This is a genomic window from Burkholderia sp. R-40 (assembly GCF_049942845.1).
In the GTDB taxonomy this organism is placed as follows: Bacteria; Pseudomonadota; Gammaproteobacteria; order Burkholderiales; family Burkholderiaceae; genus Burkholderia; species Burkholderia ambifaria.
The window spans coordinates 799,345-824,295 of the sequence record NZ_CP187968.1; the positions used below are offsets into that span (position 1 = coordinate 799,345).

The 24,951-nt window shown below is 66.2% G+C and carries 20 protein-coding genes; 5 read left to right on the top strand and 15 right to left on the bottom strand.

Annotated features, from left to right (window positions below):
- Positions 1–124: 124 nt before the first annotated feature.
- From ACP26O_RS20010 to betC, 4 genes are all read right to left on the bottom strand, one after another.
- Positions 125–1,375: an MFS transporter gene (locus ACP26O_RS20010; RefSeq protein WP_175663344.1), complete on the bottom strand. Its 1,251-nt coding sequence runs from the start codon at positions 1,373–1,375 to the stop codon at positions 125–127.
- Positions 1,376–1,582: 207 nt separating this feature from the next.
- Complete coding sequence (locus ACP26O_RS20015; protein ID WP_006749535.1) at positions 1,583–2,722, bottom strand: porin; 1,140 nt, start codon at positions 2,720–2,722, stop codon at positions 1,583–1,585.
- 256 nt (positions 2,723–2,978) lie between these two features.
- Positions 2,979–3,947 carry a choline ABC transporter substrate-binding protein gene (gene choX / locus ACP26O_RS20020; protein WP_126225946.1) on the bottom strand — a complete coding sequence of 323 codons (969 nt, stop codon included), beginning with the start codon at positions 3,945–3,947 and terminating at the stop codon, positions 2,979–2,981.
- Positions 3,948–3,991: 44 nt separating this feature from the next.
- A complete protein-coding gene (betC, locus tag ACP26O_RS20025; protein WP_175663342.1) occupies positions 3,992–5,527 on the bottom strand; it encodes a choline-sulfatase in 1,536 nt (511 codons plus the stop codon).
- A 201-nt stretch (positions 5,528–5,728) separates the two neighbouring features.
- Between betC and ACP26O_RS20030 the strand changes: the two genes are divergently transcribed.
- From ACP26O_RS20030 to ACP26O_RS20040, 3 genes are all read left to right on the top strand, one after another.
- Positions 5,729–6,655, top strand: a complete 927-nt coding sequence (locus ACP26O_RS20030; RefSeq protein ID WP_175663341.1) for a choline sulfate utilization transcriptional regulator — start codon at positions 5,729–5,731, stop codon at positions 6,653–6,655.
- A 213-nt stretch (positions 6,656–6,868) separates the two neighbouring features.
- Complete coding sequence (locus ACP26O_RS20035) at positions 6,869–7,222, top strand: hypothetical protein (protein WP_426356395.1); 354 nt, start codon at positions 6,869–6,871, stop codon at positions 7,220–7,222.
- Between the two features lie 80 nt (positions 7,223–7,302).
- Positions 7,303–7,764, top strand: a complete 462-nt coding sequence (locus tag ACP26O_RS20040) for a formyltetrahydrofolate deformylase (protein ID WP_426356396.1) — start codon at positions 7,303–7,305, stop codon at positions 7,762–7,764.
- 125 nt (positions 7,765–7,889) lie between these two features.
- On the opposite strand, the gene ACP26O_RS20045 is transcribed toward ACP26O_RS20040, so the two are convergent.
- The 11 genes from ACP26O_RS20045 to ACP26O_RS20095 all read right to left on the bottom strand — a co-directional run bounded on the left by ACP26O_RS20045 (position 7,890) and on the right by ACP26O_RS20095 (position 22,254).
- On the bottom strand, positions 7,890–9,545 hold the full coding sequence (locus ACP26O_RS20045; protein WP_175663339.1) for an APC family permease: 1,656 nt from the start codon (positions 9,543–9,545) through the stop codon (positions 7,890–7,892).
- A 178-nt stretch (positions 9,546–9,723) separates the two neighbouring features.
- Entirely contained in the window at positions 9,724–10,587 is an 864-nt protein-coding gene (locus tag ACP26O_RS20050) for a glycine betaine ABC transporter substrate-binding protein (protein ID WP_006749541.1), read from the bottom strand.
- 133 nt (positions 10,588–10,720) lie between these two features.
- Positions 10,721–11,869 (bottom strand): hybrid-cluster NAD(P)-dependent oxidoreductase, encoded by a 1,149-nt coding sequence (locus tag ACP26O_RS20055; protein ID WP_175663338.1) that lies wholly within the window; start codon positions 11,867–11,869, stop codon positions 10,721–10,723.
- 112 nt (positions 11,870–11,981) lie between these two features.
- Complete coding sequence (locus ACP26O_RS20060; protein ID WP_011659463.1) at positions 11,982–13,223, bottom strand: aromatic ring-hydroxylating oxygenase subunit alpha; 1,242 nt, start codon at positions 13,221–13,223, stop codon at positions 11,982–11,984.
- A 53-nt stretch (positions 13,224–13,276) separates the two neighbouring features.
- Positions 13,277–14,062 (bottom strand): electron transfer flavoprotein subunit beta/FixA family protein, encoded by a 786-nt coding sequence (locus tag ACP26O_RS20065; protein ID WP_011659464.1) that lies wholly within the window; start codon positions 14,060–14,062, stop codon positions 13,277–13,279.
- The gene (locus tag ACP26O_RS20070) at positions 14,059–15,228 is read right to left on the bottom strand and encodes an electron transfer flavoprotein subunit alpha/FixB family protein (RefSeq protein WP_175663337.1); all 1,170 of its coding nucleotides are present in this window, start codon (positions 15,226–15,228) and stop codon (positions 14,059–14,061) included. Before ACP26O_RS20070 ends, ACP26O_RS20065 begins: the two co-directional genes overlap by 4 nt.
- 4 nt (positions 15,229–15,232) lie before the next feature.
- Positions 15,233–17,158 carry a (Fe-S)-binding protein gene (locus ACP26O_RS20075; protein ID WP_011659466.1) on the bottom strand — a complete coding sequence of 642 codons (1,926 nt, stop codon included), beginning with the start codon at positions 17,156–17,158 and terminating at the stop codon, positions 15,233–15,235.
- Positions 17,159–17,160: 2 nt separating this feature from the next.
- Complete coding sequence (locus ACP26O_RS20080; protein WP_012366734.1) at positions 17,161–19,224, bottom strand: NADH:flavin oxidoreductase; 2,064 nt, start codon at positions 19,222–19,224, stop codon at positions 17,161–17,163.
- 74 nt (positions 19,225–19,298) lie between these two features.
- Positions 19,299–19,832: a DUF5943 domain-containing protein gene (locus ACP26O_RS20085; protein ID WP_011659468.1), complete on the bottom strand. Its 534-nt coding sequence runs from the start codon at positions 19,830–19,832 to the stop codon at positions 19,299–19,301.
- A 133-nt stretch (positions 19,833–19,965) separates the two neighbouring features.
- Entirely contained in the window at positions 19,966–20,937 is a 972-nt protein-coding gene (locus ACP26O_RS20090) for a dipeptidase (RefSeq protein ID WP_006749549.1), read from the bottom strand.
- A 42-nt stretch (positions 20,938–20,979) separates the two neighbouring features.
- Positions 20,980–22,254 carry a serine hydroxymethyltransferase gene (locus ACP26O_RS20095; RefSeq protein WP_175663336.1) on the bottom strand — a complete coding sequence of 425 codons (1,275 nt, stop codon included), beginning with the start codon at positions 22,252–22,254 and terminating at the stop codon, positions 20,980–20,982.
- Between the two features lie 447 nt (positions 22,255–22,701).
- Between ACP26O_RS20095 and ACP26O_RS20100 the strand changes: the two genes are divergently transcribed.
- Both ACP26O_RS20100 and ACP26O_RS20105 read left to right on the top strand, forming a co-directional pair.
- On the top strand, positions 22,702–23,727 hold the full coding sequence (locus ACP26O_RS20100) for a GlxA family transcriptional regulator (protein ID WP_175663335.1): 1,026 nt from the start codon (positions 22,702–22,704) through the stop codon (positions 23,725–23,727).
- 686 nt (positions 23,728–24,413) lie between these two features.
- A complete protein-coding gene (locus ACP26O_RS20105; protein ID WP_006756077.1) occupies positions 24,414–24,950 on the top strand; it encodes a PAAR domain-containing protein in 537 nt (178 codons plus the stop codon).
- Position 24,951: the final 1 nt, after the last annotated feature.

Sequence of the window (24,951 nt, forward strand, 5' to 3'; positions counted from 1 at the left end):
TTGGGCCCAATCGAAAAAGCCGGTGGGCCAGTTAATTAATCAGACGATTATCCAGCCGAATGCCGTTTGGCATTTGATTGAAACAAGAAAGCATTTTGAAATGAATTGCAGTGAACGCGGCTGCTCAATGATCGCGTTCCAGCGACGTCATGTTCCGCAAGGTCGGAAACAAGCGCATCCACGTGAGCGCAACGGCGATCGTCGCCGCGCCGCCCACCACGATCGCCGCCGGCGCGCCCCACCACGCAGCCGTCACGCCCGATTCGAATTCGCCGAGCTGGTTCGACGTGCCGATGAACAACGAGTTGACCGCGCTCACGCGTCCGAGCATGTCGTCGGGCGTACGCAACTGCACGAGCGACAGGCGCACGACGACGCTCACCACGTCCGACGCGCCCAACGCCGCCAGCGCGATCAGCGACACCGCGAAATGCGTCGACAGCCCGAACACGATCGTCGCGATACCGAATGCGATCACGCCGCCGAACATCGCGCGGCCCGGCCGCCCCTTCAGCGGAAAACGCGTGAGCCACAGCGTCCCCGCGAGCGCACCGACCGCCGGCGCCGCGCGCAACGCGCCGAGCCCCCACGGTCCGACCTGCAGGATGTCGCGTGCGTAGATCGGCAGCAGCGCGGTCGCGCCGCCGAACAGCACCGCGAACAGGTCGAGCGACAGCGCGCCGAGGATCGCCGGCTCGCGCCGGATGAACGCGATGCCCGAGAACACCGAACGCAGCGTGACCGGCTCGCGTGCCGGCGGCGCGCTGCGCAGCGGAATCGTGCCGCTCAGCACCGCTGCGATCGCGAACGCGACCACGCTCGTGCCGAACGCGGCGGGCGCACCGATGCCATACAGCAGCCCGCCGAACGCGGGCCCGAGAATCTGCGCGGCCTGGTTCGCGGACGTCGACAGCGCGGTCGCGCGCGGCAGGTCGCTGCGCGGCACGACGGCCGGCAGCAACGACGACACCGACGGCGATTCGAACGCACGCGCGGTGCCGACGAGCGCCGCGAGCGCATACACGGCCGGTTCGGTGAGGCCGCCTTTCGCCGCGCCGAACAGGAACACGCCGGCGGCCAGCGCCTCGACGCTCTGGCAGATCGTCGCGATGCGCCGGCGATCGTAGCGGTCGGCCACCTGCCCGACGACGAGCGTCAGCGCGAACATCGGCACGAACTGCGCGAGCCCGACGAGACCGAGCGCGAACGCGCTGTGCGTGAGCGAATACACATACCAGCCGATCGCGACCGACAGGATCTGGAACGCCAGCGACGACATCACGCGCGTGCCCCAGAAGCGCTGGAACGGTGCGTGGCGGAACAGGTTGGCGGGTAACGCGGATGGAGTGCTGGAGTCGGGTAACGGGGTGGTCATCGAGGAGGCGTCATCGGAGGGGAGCGGGCGATCGGCGATGCGCGATGCGGCCAAACCGCGATGATATCGCCAACCGCCCCGCGCCGCCCCTGCCGCGCGCGCGCCCCGCGCCGGCGACGCCGCCGCCCGACAAAAAAAAAGCGCGAACCGTGGTTCGCGCCAAAGAGAGACCTCGCTGAAGACGTCGAAAGATCTACCTCATCCCACTCAGAAAGAATGCCGCATCCCGATCCGCACGTCGGCCTGCGTCTGCGTGGTCGACGGCGTGAAGCTGTAGCCGACCACCGCATCGACACCGTGCGACGCGCGCAGGTAATCGCCGGAGATGTACACGTCGGTGCGCTTCGACAGCAGGTAATGCAGGCCGGCCGTGCCCTGGTTCCAGTGGTGGCCTTCGAAGCGCGTGTGCTGGTAGCCCGCGATGAAGCTCAGCGCCGGCGTGAACTGATACAGGCCGCCACCTTCGTACACCTGCATGTGCGACGACTGGCCGAAGCCCTTGATCGTCGTGTACGAGTAGTTCGCGTCGAGCGTCAGCTTGCCGATCGTGTAGCTCGTGCCGACGCCGAACGTGCCCTGGCTGTCGACGTCCATCGCGGTATTCGCGAACAGGTCGGTGCGCGCGCCGGTCGCCGGATCGACGGTGACGGTCTGCTGGCCGAGGAACGTGTGCGTGCCAATCATCGCGTACGGGTCGAACGCATAGATGCCGTTCGGGTTGTTCAGGCGCGTGTATGCGGCGCCGATCGAGAAGTCGCCCTTCGTGTAGCTCGCGCCCGCGCTCCATGCGCTGTTGCGGTGGAAGTTGCCGGCGACGTTGCCGAACGAGTACATCGCGCCGAACTTGAAGCCGCTCAGGTCGTTCGACAGGAATTTGACCGAGTTCGGCAGGCGGTCGCCGTTGAAGCGGTCGAAGTCGCCCTGGTGGATCGCATAGCCGCTGCCCCACGCGGAGATGTTGTAGATCGATACGAGCTCGTTGGTGATGTCGAGCTGGTTGCCGAACGACAGCGTGCCCCAGTCGTTCTGCAGACCGACATAAGCCTGCCGACCGAACTCCGACCCGCCGAAGCCGAGCTGCCCGTTGCCGAGGTGGAAACCGCTCTCGAGCACGAACACGGCCTTCAGGCCGCCGCCGAGATCTTCCGTGCCTTTCAGGCCGAAACGGTTCCCGTATGCGACGCCGTCGTCGAACTTGACCACGTGTGACCCGCCCGTGTTGTTCACATAGGTGATGCCCGCGTCGAGAATCCCGTACAGCGTCACGCTGCTCTGCGCGTGGCCGATGGCGGGAATACAGGCCGCGCATGCAAGCGCGGCGGCTACGGCAACTTTCTTTTGCTTCATTGTCGACCACCCTCCCTGAACCGTTCGATGGAACGAACCGTGGCCTGGCGCGCGCCGCAATACGCCGGCTGATTCGAATTCGGTACGTCTGCTAGCTTCGGTATTTCGTTTTCCGCAATAACGTAGCCATTGGCGAAAAATACAAACCCATATTTCGGGCCACCCGTCTGAAGGCGACACCAAATGGTCTCGATGCGACTGGTCGGGAAAACACGGAGACGGGCGGCGCGGCAAAAACCGACCGCCCGGAGGCAGGTCAGCGGGCGTCGAGCGCCGCGCGCACGGCCGGCAGCGCCGGTGTGCCGGATGCGGTCGTCACGCCGTCCAGCCAGCCCTCGACGAGCGCCGGGTCGGCCTTCAGCACGTGCTGCGCCGCGAGCGCGGGCGACGTCTTGTGGTCGAGCATGTCGGCGATGATCCGGTTCTCGACGTCGACGGAGAACGTCATCTGCCGGAACAGGCGCGCGAGGTTCGCGCACTGGCCGGCAAAGCCCGGACGCGTGACCGTGTTGACCGTCGCGCCGCCGTAGTTCGGACCGAAATACGCGTCGCCGCCCGACAGGTAGGTCAGGTGGAACTTGGTGTTCATCAGATGCGGCTCCCACGCGAGAAATACAATCCAGCGCTTGTCGCGCACCGCACGCTCGACCTGCGTGAGCATGCCCGTCTCGCTCGATTCGACGAGCGACCAGTTCGCCGGCCCGAGCGCATGGTCGGACAGCATCCGCTTGATGTTCTGGTTCGCGGGCGCGCCGGGCTCGATCCCGTAGATCTTGTCGCCGAAGCGGTCGGCATAGCGCGCGAGATCGGCGAACGTGTGCACGCCCGCGGCCGCGACGTAGTCGGGCACGGCCAGCGTGAACTTCGCGCCGCTCAGGTTTGCATGCAGCACGTCGATCGACTTCTCGTCGACGAACGGCTTCACGAGCGGTGCCTGCGCGGGCATCCAGTTGCCGAGGAACACGTCCACCTGCCCTTTCTTCAAGCCCTGGTACGTGATCGGCACCGACAGGTTCGCGACGTCCTGCCGGTAGCCGAGCGCCTTCAGCACGACGCCGGCCATCGCGTTGGTCGCGTCGATGTCCGTCCAGCCTGGCGCCGCCATCTTCACGTCGCGACACGTCTGCGGATCGGCCGCGTGCGCGGGCTGCGTCGCCAGCACGCATGCGGCCGCGGCGAGCGCCGTGCCGAGCTTGCGGATTGCTGCGTGGGATTGCCGTTTCATGGTGCGTCTCCTTCGTCGTTCGTCAATGATCGTGTGCGGATCGTTCAGCGCCCTACGCGCGGAAAGCGCGCCATCGCTTCGAGCGTATCGAGTTCGATGTGATTGCGCATGTAGCGCTGGCTCGCATCGGTGAACGGCTGCCAGTCCCACGCCTGGATGCGGCCCTGCGTCGTCGCCGCGTAATGGAAGCGGCGCCGCCGCTGGCTCGCGCGCACCTGCGCGTCGAGTTCCGGCAGGTTCCAGCGCCGCGCGGCCTCCGCGCGGAACGCGGCGAGCACGTCGGCGGCTTCGGGCAGGCCGGCCAGGTTCGTGCGCTCGCGCGGATCGTCGGCGAGGTGGTAGAGCTGGTCGGGGTCGGCCGGGCAATGCACGTACTTCCAGTCGCCGCGGCGGATCATCACGACCGGCGCGACCGCCCCTTCCGCGAGGTATTCGCCCAGCGCGGTGTCGTGCGCGGGCGCGCCTTGCAGATGCGGCACGAGGCTCGCGCCGTCGACCGGGTCCGGCCAGCCGCCGGCGGGCGCCGCACCGGTCAGGTCGACGAGCGTCGGCAGCAGGTCGAGGTGCGACACCGGCCCGCGCACGCGCGCGGCGTCGAAGCGGCCCGGCGCGTGGACGATCAGCGGCACGCGGCAGCCGCCTTCGAAGAACGTCATCTTGTACCAGAGCCCGCGCTCGCCGAGCATGTCGCCGTGGTCGGACGTGACGATCACGATCGTGTCGTCGGCGAACCCGCATTGCTCGAGCGCGGCCAGCACGCTGCCGAACTGCGCGTCGACGTACGACGTCGCGCCGTAGTACGCGCGGCGCGCGGCGCGGATCTGCGCGTCGGTCGGCGGCGTGCGATCGTTTTCGCAGACGAAGCGCAGCCGCTGCGAATGCGGATCGCTCTGCTCCGCATCGAGCCGCACGGCCGGCATGTCGATCTCGTCGTCGCTGTACAGATCCCAGTATTCGCGCGTGATCGCGTAGGGATCGTGCGGATGGGTCAGCGACACGACCATGCAGAACGGCCGCGCGTCGTGCCCGGCCGCGCGCTCGCGCGCGACGTCGTACAGCTTCTGCTTGGCCGCGAACGTAACCTCGTCGTCGAAGTCGAGCTGGTTCGTGCGCACGCACGGGCCGGCCTCCAGCACCGAGCTCATGTTGTGATACCAGCTCGGCCGCTCGGTCGGGTGATCCCAGTCGGGCACCCAGCCGAAGTCGGCCGGATAGATGTCGGTCGTGAGCCGCTCCTCGAAACCGTGCAGCTGGTCGGGTCCGCAGAAATGCATCTTGCCGGACAGCATCGTGCGGTAGCCGCCCGCGCGCAGGTAGTGCGCGAACGTCAGCGTTTGCGCCGGCAATTCGGCGGCGTTATCGTAGGCGCCGATACCCGACGGCAGCTTGCCGGTCAGCAGCGAGAAGCGCGACGGCGCGCACAGCGGGCTCGCGCAATACGCGGCGTCGAACACCACGCCTTGCGCGGCGAGACGGTCGAGCGTCGGCGTGCGCGCGACGCGGTTGCCGTAGGCCGGCAGCGCGAACGGCGTCAGCTGGTCGGCCATCAGGATCAGGATGTTGGGAGTCGGGTTCGTCATCGCGGTCGTGGGGAAATCGGTGTTCGAACGGAACGGCGCGACGCTCGTGCGGCGACGCAGCCGGCATGACGGACGCGGCTTGCAGAAAGTCCCGCGCGCACCGGCCGCGACTGGCTAGAATCGCGGAAGGACCGGCGCGGCGCCGTGCCGTCCAGAGCACTATCCCCCGCCCGAATTCGGGCGGGAAGGTGGCCGGCCCTTATGGGGCCATTAGAGAGACTTATGTCGAAATCCGAAGCGTTACCGTCGATGCAGGCGCTGCGCGCGTTCGAATCGGCCGCCCGTCTCCAGAGCTTCACGGCCGCCGCGCGCGAGCTCGGCTCCACGCAGCCGGCCGTGAGCCAGCAGGTATTTCAGCTCGAGGCGGAGCTCGGCGTGCCGCTGTTCGAGCGCAGCCCGCGCGGCGTCACGCTGACGAGCGACGGCCAGTGCCTGTACGAAGCCGTACGGGTAAGTCTCGACACGCTGCGCGGCGCCACCGCGACGCTGCGCGCGCGCCGCGAGCACGGCGCGCTCACGATCGTCACGGATTTCGGCTTCGCGACCTACTGGCTGATGCCGCGCCTCGCGGGCCTGAAGCACGTGATGCCGGACGTCGACGTGCGGGTCGTCACGTCACAGGATTACGACGCGCAGCGCGACCACGCCGACATCGCGATCCTGTTCGGCGACGGCCACTGGCCGTCGTGCACGGCCGCCCGGCTCTTTCCCGAATCCGTCACGCCCGTCTGCTCGCCCGCGTTCCGCGCCGCGCACCCGGACGTCGCGCGGCCCGATCACCTGCATGCGCTGCCGCTGCTGCACGTGCAGCCGACGCGCCCCGAGCGCTGGCTGTCGTGGGCCGGCTGGTTCGACGCGCACGGCCTCGACGCGCCGGCTGCCGCGCGCGGCGTGACCTTCAACAGCTACGCGCTGGTGATCCATGCGGCGCTCCTCGGCGAGGGCGTCGCGCTCGGCTGGTCGCCGCTCGTCGACGAGCTCGTCGCGTCCGGGCAGCTCGTGAAGCTCGTCGACGCGCCCGTCGTGACGTCGCGCGGCTATTTTCTCGTGCGGCCGCCGCAGCGGCCCGAGCCGGACGCGACCCACGTGTTCCGGCGCTGGCTGCTCGACGCATGCGCGTGCGCGTGACGGGCTGCCTGACTGCCCGTCAACCACCCGACAACCGCCCCGCCTGACCGTCCGCCCGCCCGGCCGCGCTGGCGTGCCGATACCAGCCACACGGCGGGTTGGTTCTATCCGCGCCCAAATCGTCCTGATTTACTTGAGCCTCCCGCTACCCGCTAGCGTGGCGCCCGGTGCGCCGCCGCACGGGTTCGCGCCCCATGACATCCGAGGAACCTCATGACCGCCGACTCACGCCCCGATCAATTCGTCCTGACGCTGTCGTGCCCGAGCGCGGCCGGCCAGGTCGCCGCCGTCGTCGGCTTTCTCGAGCGCCATCGCTGCTATGTCGATGCATTGAACGTGTTCGACGACGATCTCAGCAACCACTTCTTCGTGCGCTGCGTGTTTCATCCGACGGATGAAACGCTGCAGATCGACGCGCTGCGCCAGGAGTTCGGGCCGATCGCGGCCGAGCTCGGCGGCCGCGACGGCAACACGCAGTGGGCGATCCACGACGTGAACGCGCGCCCGAAGGTGCTGATCATGGTGTCGAAGATCGGCCATTGCCTCAACGATCTGCTGTTCCGCTAGCGCACCGGCCAGTTGACGATCGAGATCGCGGCGATCGTGTCGAACCATAACGACTTCTACCCGCTCGCCGCGAGCATAACATGCCGTTTCATCACTTCCCGCTGGTGGGCGGCACGTCCGATGCGCGAAGGCGCAGCAGGAAGCGCGCGTGCTCGAATTCATCGAGTCGAGCACCAGCCGATCTCGTCGTGCTCGCGCGCTACATGCAGATGCTGTCGCCGAACATGTGCCAGCAGCTCGCCGGCCGCGCGATCAACATCCACCACTCGTTCCTGCCCGGCTTCAAGGGCGCGAAGCCGTATCACCAGGCGCATGCGCGCGGCGTGAAGCTGATCGGCGCGACCGCGCACTTCGTGACCGACGATCTCGACGAAGGCCCGATCATCGAGCAGGTGGTCGAACGTGTCGATCACGCGCTGCGCCCGGAGCAGTTGCTGGCGGTCGGTCGCGACGTCGAATCCATCACGCTCGCGCGTGCGGTGAAGGCGTTCATCGAGCGCCGCGTGTTCCTGAACGGCGATCGGACGGTGGTGTTTCCGTAAGGGCGTAGGGGGCCCGGCGCCGTGTTCGTCGGGCGGCGAGCAAATAAAAAACGACCGGCACCTGCCGGTCGTTTTTTTATCGCCTGGCGTTCGACGCGTCGCGCGGGCGCGGGCGCGTCAGCCGCTTACTTCACCCACGCAAAGTAATACGACAGCCAGATCGTGAGCCCCGCGCCGAGCAGCGCCGCATACGGCATCAGGCTCAGCCACATCGCACGCTTCGGCACTTCGAGTTCCATGTCGCGCTGCATCTGCGCGGGGAAGCGACCGCGATCCTGCCAGTAGTGGCGGAACAGGAACACCGGCACGATCAGCAGCATCGCGATCAGCCCGTTGCGCAGCGTGCCTTCGCCCTGCAGGTTCGCGCCCGCGCCGACATAAACGAGGTTCGCGTAGCCGCAAATCGAACCGGCGACGAGCAGCCAGGTCGGGCAGCGGAACGGCCGATCCCAGTTGCCGCGATCCATCCGGTGGATCCAGCCCGACTGAAGATTCAGGAATACGAACAGCATGTAGCAGACGTTCGAGATCGACAGCACCGTCATGTAGTCCGACATCATCAGCAACACGAGGTTGAAGCCGAGATCGGTCCACATCGCGCGCGTGGGCGAGCCGTGCTCGTTCACGTGCGACAGGTACTTCGGCAGCCAGCCGTCGACCGATGCCTGATACAGCGTGCGCGACGAGCCCATCATCGACGTCATCACGATCAGCAGGATCGACAGCATCAGCATCACGACGACCGCATTCGCGACCCACGCGCCGCCGCCGACGATCCGCGCCATCGCGGCCGCGACACCGGTGCCGTCGCCGATCGCCGGATCGAGCATCGCCTGCGTGCCGAGCGCGCCCTGGAACGCCATCGGCACGAGCGTCATCACGACGAGACACAGCGCGCCCGACCAGAAGATCGCCTTCGCGGTGTCGCGACGCGGATCGCGGAATTCGCGCGTGTAGCAGACGGCCGTCTCGAAGCCGTACGACGCCCAGCCGGCCATGAACATCGCGCCGAGCGCCATCGTCACGCCCTGCCCGTTCCACGAGCCGAACGTCGCGGTCGTGAGGTTGCCGTTCGCGTCGTGACCGAGCGGCAGCAGTGGGAGCAGGTTCGACATCGGCACGTCGCCGGTGACGAACGGCACGATGCCGACGATCAGCAGCGGCGTGAGCGATGCGATGCCGAGAATGCGCTGCGTGCGCGCAGCCTTCGACGCGCCGCTGTGCTGAAGCTTGAACGTGATGAGAAGCAGAATCGTCGCGATGATGAACGTCGCGTTGATTCGCAGCGAAAGGCCCGGCTTGATGAAACCGAGATCCGCGATCCTGAGCTGCCAGTGCAGCACCGCCGCATCGGCGGGAAAGAGACTCGTGAGCGCATAGCTCGCCGCGAGGCCGCAGCCGAGCGCGAGCATCGGCGACCACGCAAGCCAGTTGCACCACACGGACACCGGGGCAATCAGCTTGCTGTAACGGACCCAGCCGATCGCGCCATACACGGACGCGCCGCCCGATTTATGGGGAAATAGCCCGGATATTTCCGCATAAGTCGCGCTTTGAATCAGCCCCATCGTGATCGCGGCGATCCAGATCGCCCACGCGGGCTGGCCGATCGTCGCGCATACGCCGCCGATCGTGAACAGCACGCCTGCCGGCACGCCGCTCGTTACCCAGAATGCGTCTTTCCAAGTCAGGCCACGATGCAGCGTGTGGCCCGTCGAATCATGTGAGATGGTTGCCTCAACGTCACTGGTGCGATTAGCACGCAGTCCTGCCTGACTCATCCATTGCCTCCTGAGATGACTCCGCACAAGGGCCGTAGTGTAACAACTTACGCCATTTCTTGCAGAATCAGTAAAAGAATTCCGGGATATGGCCGCATTGAATCACGATTGTTTCGGATTCCTGCATGCCATTCCCGGCGTATTTTTTATAGTGATGCGCGCAATGAAGCGTCGCGTGTTACTGGGTGCCTTCGGTCCACGAATTCACGCGGTCCGCATGGGCTGCGATCCACGCATCGGCGGCCGCTTCCGGCTTCGAGCCGTTCTGGATCGCGAGCATCACGCTGTCGATCTCGCCCGGCTTCCACTGGAATTTCTTCAGGAACGCGACGACCGGCTTGGCCTTCGTTTCGAGCTGCGGGTTCACGACGCTGTCGACGTGTTCCGCGCCGCCGAACACCTTCTTCGGATCCTCGAGGAAGCGCAGCTTCCACTTCGCGAACATCCAGTGCGGCGCCCAGCCGGTCACGATCACCGGCTTGTTCGCACTGACGGAGCGCGACAGCTCGGCCGTCATCGCGCTGCCCGAACTCGGCATCAGCGTGTAGCTCAGCCCGTAGTTCTTGATCGCTTCGTCGGTCTTGCGCATCACGCCCGCACCGGCATCGATGCCGACGATCCGGCCGCCGAAGCTGCTCTTCTCGGCGTTCAGATCCTCGATGCTCTTCGCCTTCACGTAATCCGGGACAATCAGGCCGATCTTCGCGTCGGGAAAGTTCGCGCCGACGTCGACGACCTTGCTCTTGTATTCGCTCCAGTACGAGCCGTGCGTGACCGGCAGCCAGGCCGACAGCGTCGCGTCGAGATCGCCGCGCGCGACGCCCTGCCACATGATCCCGGCCGCGACCGGCACGAGCTTCACCTCGTAGCCGAGCTTCTTCTCGATCACGCGTGCCGCGACGTTCGACGTCGCCACACTGTCATCCCAGCCTTCGACGTAGCCGATTTTCAGCGTCGGCTTCGTATCCGCAAGTGCTGACGCGCTCAGCGCCACCATGGCCGACACCGCGCCCGTCCACAACAGTTTTCCGAACAGCTTCATGGTCGATCTCCTTGATATGCGCTCACCGCGCGTTGCCTCTCTAGGTTCTTCAACCACAAATCCGCGGTATCGTTCTTTTCCGACGGATGCTTGTCCGGACGCGACGCGCCCGGACAGCCGATGGCTTGTTTGCTTATTTGTCGATCACGAGATCCGACAGCGGCTTGCTGCAGCACAGCAGCACCATCCCCTGGTCGATCTCGCGCTGGCGGATGCCGCCGTTGTGCTTCATCTCCACCTGCCCCGACACGAGCTTCACCTTGCAGGTGCCGCACATGCCCTGCGTGCACGACGCCGGAAGCCGCACGCCCGACTGGCGTGCCGCGTCGAGCACGTGCTGCCCGGAGCCGCAGGAAATTTCGCGGTTGCTCTTCGCGAAGCTGACCGTGTACTGCTTCGTCGCGACGTCGCCGCCGTCGGCCAACGGCACGAGTTCGGCGAGCACCTCGTCGCTCGCGGTCTGCGCGAGCGTTTCGAACGAGAAGCTTTCCTCGTGGTACTGCTTGCGGTCGAAGCCGGCTTCGTCGAGCAGGTCGCGCACGGCCTTCATGTACGGCGCGGGGCCGCACGTGAAGATCTCGCGCTCCATGAAGTCCGGTGCGATCAGCTTCAGCAGCGGCAACGTCAGGAAGCCCGTGACGCCCGGCCAGTTGGTGCGTGCGCCGACGCGCTCGACGACGAACGACGTGCGGAAGTTCGTATGATTCGACGCGATCAGGTCGAGCTCGCGCGCGAAGATGATGTCGTCCGGCGTGCGTGCGCTGTGCACGAACAGGATGTCGCGATCCTCGGCGAGATCATGGTGCGCGCGGCTCATCGACATCAGCGGCGTGACGCCCGAGCCGGCCGACAGGAACAGGTACTTGCGCGCCGGATGCCGTGCGCACGTGAATTCGCCGGCCGGGCCGAGCACGCGAACCGACGCGCCCGGGCGCAGGTTGTCGTGCAGCCAGTTCGACACCTTGCCGCCCGGCACGCGCTTGACCGTGATCGAGATCGTGTGCGGACGCGCCGGCGACGACGAGATCGTATAGCAGCGGTTGATCGTCTCGCCTTCGATGTCGAGCTCGAGCGTGATGAACTGCCCCGGCTCGAACGAAAACGCACGGCCTTGCGGCGAACGGAAGAAGAAGCTCTTCACGTCATGGGTTTCCTGCCGAACCTGGCAGCACACCAGCGTTTCCTCGACGTCGCTCGTCCAGCGCTCCGGCAGCGCGGTCCAGAATGCCGGGTGCGTCACCCGGCTTTCCGCCGGCTCGAAATTGGCTGCATCTCGCATCATGCCAACCTCCGCCGGGCCGCCCCAAGGAGGTTGACCGCCCCCTCGGGGGGCAGCGAGCAAAGTGAGCGTTGGGGTTGTTTCATCATTGACTCCGCTTGCTGTCCGCTGACTACTACGCGCCGGTTTTTTCGGCGAGCCGGCCGATGTACCAGGCCGAGAATTTTTCGACGAGACCTTCCGTGAACGGCGAATACGGGCCCGGCTCGTACGCGCTGCTGGTCGCGCCACGCTGCGAGAATTCGACGAGCGCGCGATCCTGGTCGTTGGTCGCGTTCCACACGGCCGTCAGGTTCTTCACGTCGTAGTCGATGCCTTCCTTCGCATCCTTGTGCACGAGCCACTTGGTGCGCACGAGCGTCTTGCCGGCCGACAGCGGAATCACCGAGAACGTCACGATGTGATCGCTCATGAAGTGGTGCCACGAGTTCGGCTGCGTCCAGAACGACAGGCCGCCGAGGTCGGCCTGATCGAACTTGCCGAGCAGCTTCTTCGACGCGACCTTCGCGTCGAGCGTCTGCGATTCGCCGTGGCGGTCGAGCGGCAGGCGCTGCGTGCGGAAGCCCGTCACGTCGCTCAGCTTTTCGATTTCCGCGGACGGCAGGCCCATCTCGGCCCACTCCTTGCCGCGGCGCACGCAGGTTTCGGCGAATGCGTCCATGCCTTCGGCGTTCGCGTCGGAGCGCTGGTAGCCGAAGCCGTATTCGTACAGCGAGATCGTCAGCTCCGGATGGTTCGCGACGCAGTGATAGCACTCGCGGTTGTTCTCCATCGTGAGCTTCCAGTTGCCTTCCTCGATGATGTCGACCTGAGCGGCGATCTTCGTGTTCGGCAGATCGTGCGGCAGCAGGTACGGCTCCATCTCGGCGCGCAGCTGCGCGAAATCGACCGGCGGCTCCTCGGCGAGGCAGACGAAGATCAGCCCCGCGAGGTTCTGCACGTGCACCGACTTCAGGCTGTGCTTGCAGCGATCGAACTTCTCGCCCATGTGCTCGGCGAACATCAGCTGGCCGGTCAGGTTGTAGGTCCAGCTGTGGTACGGGCACACGATGTTGCCGACCGAGCCCTTGTCTTCGTTGCACAGACGCGCGCCGCGGTGACGGCACACGTTGTGGAACGCGCGAATTTCCATGTCGTCGTCGCGCACGATCAGGATCGAGTCGCTGCCCAGTTCCACGGTCACGTAGTCGCCCGGCTCCGGAATGTCCGGTTCGACCGCTACCTGGATCCAGTGCTGGCGGAAAATCGCCTCCATGTCGAGGGCGAAGATTTCCTCGCTCGTATAGAACGGCGCCTCGAGGCTGTGGCCTTCCTTGCGTCGCGCGATCAGTGCACGAATGTCTGCCGATACTTTCATCGTTTGCTCCGGATTCCTTGCATCCCTGGGGTTCTTGCCGACAGGCACCAAATTCAGTAGTCGATGAGCTGATGCTCGCGCAAATACGCGAGTATCACTTGTGCTTTTTCGACTGAACTCCCTTCATTTACGACGTTGCCGCCGCGGCTTTCGGTCGTCGTCGCGGACAGCATCCGCGCATGCCCGGAGCGCTTCTCGGCGGCGACCAGTTTTACGGGTTTACGCTCGATCGCGCCGACCTTCCACGCGGCCGCATCGGCGTCCGCGCCGGTCGCCGTGAGCAGCGGGCGGATCGCGCCGGCCCGCAGCCGCGCATACGCGTAGCGCGGCTCCACGTTGGCGAGCGGATGCACCGCGACGACGGCCGGCAGCGCCGCGTCGACGCGCCGCCGCAGCCCTTTCGGCAAGAATTGCCGGACCGCCGCGCGGCCGCCGTCGACCGTCACGTCGACGGCCGAGCCGACGAGCGGATAGCCGAGCGTCGCGGCGACGCGATACGGCAGCATGCCGGTGTCGTACGCGCCTTCCGCACGGGTGCCGGTCAGCACGAGGTCGTACCCTTCGACGCGGGCGGCGAGCGCATGCGCGGCATCGTCGCCGTCGCGGCAGGCCAGCACCTCGACCTGCCGTGCGCCGAGCGCAAGGTATTCGGCAAGCGCTTCATTGGCGGGGTCGCCCGCATGGATCACGTCGAGCTGGGCCCGATGTTTCTCGGCGAGCTGGCGGCCGACCTCGAGCGCGGCCGCGTCGTTGCGGCTGTAGCGCGCGGTGCCGCTGACCGGGTGCCGGCCCACGGACACGAGCACCGCGATGCGTTGCAACTGGCGAGGGGCGTTCATGCTGCGACTCCTTCGGATTCACGGGCGCCGACCGCGGTCGGCGATTGTCCGCGCGACGCACGCGCGGCCTGCACCTCGTCGATCAGCGCGGCGATGGTCGCCTGCGCGTCGCCCACCACCGTCAGGTTCGCGCGCTTGGCGATCGGCGCACTGCCGTCGAGGTTGACCGCGATCACGTGACGGCAGTCCTTGATCCCCTGCAGATGCTGCACCGCGCCCGAGATGCCGAACGCGATGTACACGCTGGCCTCGACCGTCTTGCCGGTCGCGCCCACCTGCTTGTCGCGCGTGAAATGACCGTTGTCGACCGCGACGCGGCTCGCGCCGATCGCCGCGCCGAACGCGCCGGCGAGCCGCTCGAACGCGTCGATGTCGGACACGCCGTTACCGGCCGACACGATGAAGTCGGCTTCCTCCAGCGCGACCTGCGCGGCGTCGATTTCCTCGAGGCCGAGATCGCGGTACGGCTGCGCCGTGTCGCCGGCCGGGCGGATGAAGTCCGCGGCCAGCCGATCGCCCGCGCCGACGAACGGCAGCTTCGCCTCGACCGCGTTCTGCGCGAGCAGGATCACGTCGGGCAAGCCGCGCGTCGCGAACGCACGGCCGGCCTGCGCATATGCGCCGACATGCTTCGCGTCGATCTCGACCACGTGGGTCGCGACGCTCGCGCCGGCGGCGGCCGCGTAACGCCGGCCGAGATCGCCGTCGCCGGTCGCGTTGTCGGGCACGAACATGTGCTTCGGCGCGAGCGCCGCGGCGCAGGCCTGCAATGCTTGCAATTCGCTTTCGGGCGCGAATGCGCGGCGGTCGAAGTCGGGCAGCTCGATCAGCTTGTCGACACCGAGTTCCGCGGCGTCATCCTTCAGTTCGCCGAACGCCAGCAGCGCGACTTCCGTCTGGGCGTCGGCCAGCACCGCGGCGGCGGCGATCGCCTGGCGCGAATGGTCGTCGAGCGCGCCGCGCTCGGTGTGCGCCACCACCAGCATCACGTGCTTCGGGTCCTGCACCGCGCGGCGCGGCTTCGCGGCCGCGGCGCCATGACCGTGAGCGGACCACTGCGCGGCGCTCGCATCGGCGCTGCCTTCCTGGCCGAGCGTGATGCGCTTCAGGCCCGCGGCCGTGATGATGAACGGCCGGCGCGGATCGATTCGTTTGATCGTGTTCATCGATTCACTCCAGCGAGGCGGCAACGAGTTCGGCCACGTCGAGCACGTCGGGGCGCGGGCCCACGACGCCTTCGAGCATCGCCGTGCAGTTCGGGCAACCGACCGCGACCACGTCCGCGCCGATGGCGCGCGCGTCGGCGATGCGGATGTCCGGAATACGCTGCTTGCCGGGGATGTCGGTCAGCGGCGCACCGCCGCCACCGCCGCAGCAGCGTCCGCGCATGCCGTTGCGCTCCATCTCGACGACCTGGATGCCGATCGTCTTCAACAGCTTGCGCGGCGATTCCGTCTCGCCGTTGTAGCGGCCGAGGTAGCACGGGTCGTGATACGTGGTGCGCTTCTCGCGCAGCGCCTCGACGGCCTTCGGCGCGATCTTGCCGCTCTCGGCCAGCTCTGCGAGGTAGGTCGTGTGATGCTTGACCGTCACGCGCAGCCCGAGCGCGCGGTATTCGTTGCGCAGGCTGTGCATCACGTGCGGGTCGGCCGTCACGATCTGCTTGTACGACAGCGTGCCGAGCGTACCGATCAGGCGCTTCGCCATCCGCTGGAACGTCGCTTCGTCGCCGAGGCGCCGTGCCACGTCGCCGGTATCGGTCTCGGTCCCGCCGAGCACCGCGTAGTCGACGCCTGCCTTGTTCAGCACCTTCACGAACGCGCGCAGCGTACGCTGGTAACGCATGTCGAACGCGCCTTCACCCGCGACGAACAGCACGTCGACCGGCTTGCCCGGTTGCGCGACGGGTGCGCTCAGGTCGACCGACCAGTCGTAGCGCGCGGCTGCGTCGTAACCGCCCATCGTGCCGGTCTCGCGCAGGTTCGCGAGCACTTCCTGGCCCTTGCCCGGCACCGTGCCGTGCACCAGCGTGCGGTTACGGCGCATGTCGACGATCGCGTCGACGTGCTCGATCAGCATCGGGCATTCCTGCACGCATGCGCGGCAGGTCGTGCACGACCACAGCGTCTGTTCCTCGATCAGGCCGGATACGATCGGGCCGTTCGGCTCGCCGCGATGCTGGCCGACCGCGAGGCCTGGCGTCGGGCTGCCCGCGTAGGCCGCATCGGTGCCGCCCGCCATCCCGACGACGAGATCCTGGATCAGCTTCTTCGGGTTCAGCGGCTGGCCCGCGGCGAACGCCGGGCACGCGGCTTCGCACTTGCCGCACTGCACGCACGCGTCGAAGCTCAGCAGCTGGTTCCAGCGGAATTCGACCGGCTTCGCGACACCGTATTCCTCGTGCTCGATGTCCGGCAGCTTCAGCGCGGTCGGCGGCGTTGCCGTGCCGTTGCCCGTGAATGAGTCGCGGGTCGCCGCGAAACGCTCCTGACGCGGGTGGAACGCGAGGTGCAGCAGGCCGGCGATCGCATGCTTCATCGGGCCGCCCTTCGCGGCGCCGATGGTCATCGTGAATGCGCCGGCGCCGATCAGCAGCGCGCAGAGCACCGCGAACGCCCCCGACATCGCGCCGGTCGGCACGACCATGAACAGCACGAGGCCGAGCGCGAACGAGCCGAGCAGCCAGGGCAGCGCGTTCCACGGGCCGCGCGACAGGCGGGCCGGCACGTTCTTCGCCGCGCGGCGGCGCCAGACGAACACCACGCCGACGAGCATCGCGAGCGCCGCGAGGAAGATCAGCTTGTCGAGCCAAGGCGAGTAGATCGCGAGGCCGTAGTTGACGAACACCAGCGCGAGCGCACCGATCGCGCCGCCGGCGGTGGCGACGTGGGTCTTCGCGATGTACGGGTCGCGGGCGACCACGTGGTGCAGGTCGACGAAGTAGCGCTTCGGGATCGCGAACAGGTTCGCGACACCGAACGAGCCGGGCGCCGTGGCCCGGCCGAGACGCCAGTAGGACGAGCGCTTCGCGACCGCGAACGCGAGCCCCGCCACCGACAGCCACAACAGTGCGGTAATGAGGAAGGACGGATTCATTTTCAGAAATCCTTCACGAGACGCAGCGAGTCATAGATCGCGCCGTGGACGTTGTGCATCGAGATGCAGTCGCCGACACGGAACAGCAGGAAACGGCCGTTGCCGAGTTCTTCCGACAGGCACGGCTGCGGCTCGGCCGCGAACAGCGTGTGCGGATCGATCTGGCCGCGGTTCACCGACTCCGGCTTGAGCTTCCAGTACAGCTCGTCGTTCGGCGACGAACCGTTCTCGATCACCACCTGGTCGACCGCGCGCTCTTCCAGTTCTTCGGTGTACTCATTGCGCAGCACGGCAATCTTCTTGCCGTCCTCCTCGTACACGCGATCGAGCATGGTGTTCGGCGTCGGGATCACGCCGAGCGCATACAGGCGGCGATAGAAGATCGGGAACGTCGTGCCGCCGCAATCGTCGGCCACCTTCACGTCGGGCGTGACGACCTCGACCTTCGAGCCGCGGCTCGCCATGAAGTCGGCGACGCCCGCGCCCGCATGGGTGCTCACGCCGTCGAACAGCAGCACGTTCTCCTTCGGCTCGACCTTGCCGGTCAGGATGTCCCACGAGCTGACGGCCAGGCCCTCGGCCACGCCCCACGCCGGCACCTGCCACGTGAAGCTCGAACCGCCCGTGGCGAGCACGACGATGTCCGGCTTCTCGGCCATGATCATCTTCTCGTCGGCGGCGACGCCGAGGCGACGATCGACGCCCAGGCGCTTGGTTTCCATGTCGAACCAGCGGATGATCCCCGACATCTGTTCGCGCTGCGGCGCCTTCGCGGCGATCATCACCTGGCCGCCCACTTCGGCGTTCTTCTCGAACAGCACCACGTCGTGGCCGCGCAGCTTCGCGACGCGTGCGGCCTCGAGCCCCGCGGGGCCCGCGCCGACCACCACCACCTTGCGCTTCGGGCCGCGCGACTTCTCGATGATGTGCGGCATCGTCGCTTCGCGCGACGTCGCGGCGTTCTGGATGCACAGCACGTCGAGGCCGTTGTACTGGCGGTCGATGCAGTAGTTCGCGCCGACGCACTGCTTGATTTCGTCTTCGCGGCCATCGCGGATCTTGATCACCATGTGCGGATCGGCGATCTGCGCGCGCGTCATGCCGACCAGGTCGATCATGCCGTTCGCGAGCAGGCGTTCGGCCTGGCCCGCGTCGCGGATGCTCTGCGCGTGCATCACGGGGATCTTCACCACCGACTTGATGCCGGCCGCGAGGTGCACGAACGGCTCCGGCGGCAGCGCCATCGGCGGCATGCAGTTGGCGATCGTGTTGTGCGTATCGCCGCCCGAGCCGACCACGCTCAGGTAGTCGATCAGGCCCGTCTCCGACATCGCCTGCGCGATTTCCTTCAGCGCTTCGTGATCGAGGCCGTCCTCGTGGAATTCGTCGCCGCACATCCGCAGGCCGACGCAGAAGTCCTTGCCCACCGCTTCGCGCACGGCCGTCAGCACTTCGATGCCGAAGCGCAGGCGGTTCTCGAGGCTGCCGCCCCATTCATCGGTGCGATGGTTCGAACGCTGGCTCCAGAACTGGTCGATCAGGTGCTGGTGCGCGGCGGAGATTTCGATGCCGTCCATGCCGGCCGCCTTCACGCGCTTTGCCGCCGCCGCGAAGTCGCCGATGATGCGGCGGATTTCCTCGATCTCGATGATCTTCGCGTTGCCGCGGTGCACCGGCTCGCGCACGCCCGACGGCGACATCAGGTGCGGCCAGTGCTCGCCGTGGAACGACGAGCGGCGGCCCATGTGCGTCGCCTGGATCATGATCTTCGCGCCATGCTTGTGCATGGTGTCGGCCAGGCGCGTTAGCGGGTCGATGATCTTGTCGTTCGACAGGTTCACCGACTTCCACCAGCCCTGCGGGCTGTCGATCGACACGGGGCTCGAGCCGCCGCAGATCGCGAGGCCGACGCCACCCTTCGCCTTCTCTTCGTAGTAGCGGATGTAGCGGTCGCCCGGCAGGCCGCCCGGCTCGGCATACACCTCCGCGTGGGCGGTGCTGACGATCCGGTTGCGCAGCGTCAACTGGTTCAGCTGCATGGGTTTGAACAGGTGGGGATAACGCATCGCAGGCGACCTCTGGCGTTCGAATGTCTCGTGTTGCGGGTGTTGTTGTGTTGCTGTGTCGGATCGTCAGCGCGTCAGTGCGCGAGCGGCGACACTTCGAAGACGCAGTGGTCGTGATGCTCGGCCGCACACTGCACTTCCTTCGACTGCGCACGCGGCGCACCCTTGCCTTCCGGCGTCGTGTCGTTGACCCAGTCCATCGCGCCGGCGAACCAGCCCGCGAACATGTAGCAGAGCTTGCCTTCCTTGCCCGGCTGCTGGAGCACGAACGACGAGTGGCGCAGCTCGATCTTCGCGCGCGCGCTGGCCGGGTCGGCCTCGATGATCGAGAACAGGCCCCAGCCGCGTTGCGACAGGCGCTTCAGGTAGTGCTCGAACACGGCCATGCCGGTCAGCCCGTGCAGCTTCGCTTCCTTGTCGCACCAGTGGTATGCGGACTTGTAGCCGGCCTTGTAGAGGATCTCGGCATACGCGTCGACGCCGAGCGCTTCCTCGACGGCGACGTGATTGTTCGTGAAGAAGTGGCGCGGCACGTACAGCATCGGCAGCGCGTCGGTGGTCCAGACGCCGGTATCGGGATCGACGTTGATCGGCAGTTGCGGTTGCATCGTGGTGACTCCGTGAGGAAAATTGGCCGCGCGGCTCAGGCGCGACATCGTCCGCGTGCCCGCGCGAATTGCGCGGGCACGTCCCGATTTTTCTTGTGTTGAATCGCGGGTGGCGGTTCGGGCGGGCGGACGCTTACGCGCCCCACACGTCCTTGAACACGCGCACCCAGTTCTCGCCCATGATCTTGCGGATGCGCGACTCCTTCCAGCCGTGGCGTTCCATCGCCGCGGTCAGGTTCGGGAATTCGCCGATCGTGCGGATGCCGTCCGGGTTGATCACCTTGCCGAAGTTCGTCAGCTGGCGATAGCGGCCCTTGTCATGCGTCAGCATGTCGAAGAATTCCTTCGCGAAATCCTGCGTGAAGTCCGTGCCGATGCCGACCGCGTCTTCGCCGATCAGGTTCACGACGTAGTCGATCGCCTCGATGTAGTCGTCGATGTTCGCTTCGATCCCGCGCTTGAGGAACGGCGCGAACATCGTCACGCCGACGAAGCCGCCGGCGTCGGCGATTTCCTTCAGCTGCGCGTCGCTCTTGTTGCGCGGATGTTCCTTCAGGCCCGACGGCAGGCAGTGCGAGTAGCACACCGGCTTCTTCGAGAACGCGATCGCTTCCGACGACGTGTTGCCGCCCACATGCGACAGGTCGACCATGATGCCGACGCGGTTCATCTCGGTGATCACTTCGCGGCCGAAGTCCGACAGGCCGCCGTCACGCTCGTAGCAGCCGGTGCCGACCAGGTTCTGCGTGTTGTAGCAAAGCTGCACGACGCGCACGCCCATGTCGGCGAACGCCTCGATGTAGCCGAGGTTGTCCTCGAACGCGTGCGCGTTCTGGAAGCCGAGAATGATCCCGGTCTTGCCTTCCTTCTTCGCGCGGAAGATGTCGTCCGTGGTACGCACGAGCGTCAGCAGCTCGCTGTTCTCGCGGATCTTCTGCTTCATCACGCCGATGTTGTCGACGGTCTTGGTGAAGTTCTCCCACACCGATACCGTGCAGTTCGCGGCCGTGATGCCGCCACGGCGCATGTCTTCGAACACCGGCTTCTCGAACTTCGAGATGTTCAGTCCGTCGATGATGATGCTGTCCTGATGCAGCGTGCTCATATCTGCCTCTCGCTCCAGTCTTGCTTTTGTGGGGGTCGTCGATCAGTAAATCGGGAAGCGCTCGCAGAGCGCGAAAATCTCGCGGCGCACGCGCTGTTCGGTCGCGGCGTCGCCTTCCGGGTTCGCGCGCAGCGCGTCGAACACTTCGAGAATCAGGCGGCCGACTTCGCGGAACTCCGCGACGCCGAAGCCGCGCGTCGTGCCGGCCGGCGTGCCGAGGCGGATGCCCGACGTGACGGTCGGCTTCTCGGTGTCGAACGGAATGCCGTTCTTGTTGCAGGTGATGCCCGCGCGCTCCAGCGCCTGCTCGACCGGCGCGCCCTTCAGGCCCTTCGGGCGCAGGTCGACCAGCAGCAGGTGATTGTCGGTGCCGCCGGTGACGAGATCCACGCCGCCCGCCTTCAGCACTTCGCCGAGCGCCTGCGCGTTCGCGAGCACGTTGTCGATGTAGGTCTTGAAGTCCGCATGCAGCACTTCGCCGAACGCGACGGCCTTGCCGGCAATCACGTGCATCAGCGGGCCGCCCTGCAGGCCGGGGAACACGGCCGAGTTGATCTTTTTGGCGATCTCTTCGTCGTTGGTCAGCACGAAGCCGCCGCGCGGGCCGCGCAGCGTCTTGTGCGTGGTCGACGTGACGACGTGCGCGTGCTCGACCGGGTTCGCATGGCGGCCGGCGGCGATCACGCCCGCGATGTGCGCCATGTCGACCATCAGCTTCGCGCCGACGCTGTCGGCGATCGCGCGAAAGCGTGCGAAGTCCAGTGCGCGCGGATACGCCGAGAAACCGGCGATGATCAGGTTAGGCTTGTGCTGGTGCGCGAGTTCTTCGACCTGGTCGTAGTCGATCCGCATCGTGTCGCGGTTCACGCCGTACTGCACCGCGTTGAACCACTTGCCCGACAGCGCCGGCTTCGCGCCGTGCGTCAGGTGGCCGCCGGCGTCCAGCGACATGCCGAGCACCGTGTCGCCCGGCTTCGCCAGCGCGAGCATCACCGAGCCGTTCGCCTGCGCGCCGGAGTGCGGCTGCACGTTCGCGTAGCCGGCGTTGAAGATCTGCTTCACGCGCTCGATCGCCAGCGCCTCGACTTCGTCCGCGAATTCGCAGCCGCCGTAGTAACGCTTGCCCGGATAGCCTTCCGCATACTTGTTGGTCAGCACCGAACCCTGCGCCTCCAGCACCGCACGCGACACGATGTTTTCCGACGCGATGAGCTCGACCTGCGACTGCTGGCGCTCGAGCTCCTTCAGGATGGCGCTGCGCACCGGCGCGTCGCGCTCGGCAAGGGGCTGCGAGAAGAAAGGCTGGGTGTTCGACATAGTGCGTCCGTGACGAAGAATAAAGGGCGTGAAACCGAAGCTCGAGGCCCGCCAAACCTGGGTTTCCAGCGCATCCAGTGCAAGGCTGCCGACGGCTCTATTCTTGTCGTTCGGATTTTCGGCGGATTGATGAATTTAGACGCGTTCTTGGCCTTTTCCGCCATGCGCGTCCGTTTTGTACAAGTGACCGGTCGTGCTTTTCCGCATGGGCGATCGCGCTGCCGTTTGCCGTTCGCTTTGCACAAGCACTTCGGCGGTGCCTGCGCTGTGCATCCGGGGTGCAGCGCGGCCCGCTTACGGTGCAGTGCAGCATGGACGTCAAGCCCATACAACGTATGGAGCTAGGGTTTAGCCGTATGGCACGCTTGTTGCGCTCGCTCACACAATACGGCAGCCCGATCCGTGCCCTTCGGGCGAAAAGCTATTAGAGATTCTAGGAACGCCCCCATGTCCCCCGACCGCACAGCGTCGCTGTCCCACTTCGCGTTCATGCCTTTGCCGAATTTCACGATGATCGCGTTCACCAATGCGATCGAGGTGCTTCGGATGGCGAACTACCTGAGCGGGCAACCGCTCTACCGCTGGTCGGTGATCAGCCCCGAAGGCGGACCGGTCACGGCGAGCAACGGACTCACGGTCGACACGGGGCCGGCCGAGTGCGTGGGGCAGCCGGACATCGTCTTCGTGTGCGGCGGCGTGGACGTGCAGCGCGCGACGACGCCCGCCCATCTGTCGACGCTGCGCCGCTTCGCGCGCATGGGGCTGCCGCTCGGCAGCCTGTGCACGGGCACCTATGCACTCGCGAAGTCGGGGCTGCTCGCGGGCTACGCGTGCGCGATCCATTGGGAAAACATGTCGGCGCTGAAGGAAGAGTTTCCGGACACGCGCTTCCTGAAGGAATTGTTCGTGGTCGACCGCGACCGCATCACGTGCACGGGCGGCGTCGCGCCGCTCGACATGATGCTGAACCTGATCGCCGCGCGCGTGGGCACCGCGCGCGTCACGCAGATCGCCGAGCAGTTCATCGTCGAACACGTGCGCGACACGAGCGCGCAGCAGCGGATGCCGCTCGTCGCGCGGCTCGGCTCGGCGAACAAGTCGCTGTTCGAAGTGATCTCGCTGATGGAGAACAACATCGAGGAGCCGCTGTCGCGCGAGGAGCTCGCGCGGCTTGCGAACATGTCGCAGCGTCAGCTGCAGCGGCTGTTCCGCGAGCACCTCGGGATGACGCCCACCCACTATTACCTGACGCTGCGGCTGCGCCGCGCGCGCGAGCTGCTGCTGCAGACCGACATGTCGATCATGCACATCACGATGGCGTGCGGGTTCCAGTCGGCATGCCACTTCAGCAAGAGCTATCGCGACGCGTTCGGCGTCGCGCCGACGCGCGAGCGCCGCAAGCAGGTCGCGCCGCTCTCGCAGGGTGTGACGGGCGGGGCGGCGGCTTTTCCGGCGCATCTGGTTCATATGTGAAGCGGGCGTGGCGCAACGTATTTGAGCCACGTCGCCTAACGGCATGACCCATGCCGGCGGGTTTGCCGCCTTCACAGTACGCCCGTCGCAAACAAGCGTTCGCCGAGCATCGGCACGGCGTCGCGCCGATTGCAGCGCGAGCCGCGATTGCGTAAACGGGTTCACGATGCCATCGTCCTCGCATTGCCCATGATGTTGGGCGCGAACGATTCGTCGATGCGGCACATCGCCCGCGCTTCCGAGTCGCCGCAGTCGCCGTTCGAATCATTCCAGCGCATCCGCTGAATAGAGCCTCCCCTAGCGCGCTGTCGACGATATAAGAACAAAAATTCTCATGCACGGGCGGACAGGCACTGATCACCGCACGCAATCACGGTCGAGATTGCCGTACACCTTCGCGCGGAGTGCGTGAACGTCGGCGCTCGATTGGGCGCTCGCCATCCCCCAATCATTTCCGATTATCACGGCATCCGATATTTACTCGGATTCCGAACGGAAAATCATACTCGTCTCATATACAAGTCAATCGTTAACGGCGAACTTCTATGGCTCTTCCGCCGAGGCGGAAGCGTCGGCACATACGCCGCCGACCATCGCCGTTGAAGGGGCCGCGATCGATCGATACGCGAGCCATGACCGCGAGTCGGCCAACTGGGTCTTCACCCACTTCGATTGAGGAAGCGACTATGAGCAGACGAGCAGTCAGAAACGGCGACCCGACGACCACGGGCGGCGTCGTCATCGCCGTTACGTCCACGATGTCCAATCATGGCAAGCGCGTCGCCGTGGATGGCGACAAGGCGACATGCGGAAATTGCGAAGGGGCGTTCCCGATCGTGGGCGGCGCGCAGCACATGATTCACCACGGGCGGTGTGTGGCGCTGGAGGGTGACACGGTGCTCTGTCCATGCGGGAAAAACAGACTGATTGCAGGTAGTGACAGCACAATTTTTTACGGGGATGGCGGCAGCCGCAATGCAGCGAACCCGTTTGCCGCGCGTTCCGCATCCGCGCACGCCAGATACGCGCCCGGGTCGGGTATCCATGACGAACAGTTCGTGATCCGCGACGTTCGGACAAAGCAGCCGTTAAGCAACGTGCGCTATTGGATCAAGGATCGATCCGGGAACGTGCTTGCGTCCGGCGTGAGTGATCGGCACGGTTGTACCGTGCGCGTGCAGACCGAAGGCACGCAGACTTTGAAGCTTGCAATCGAGGATTGAG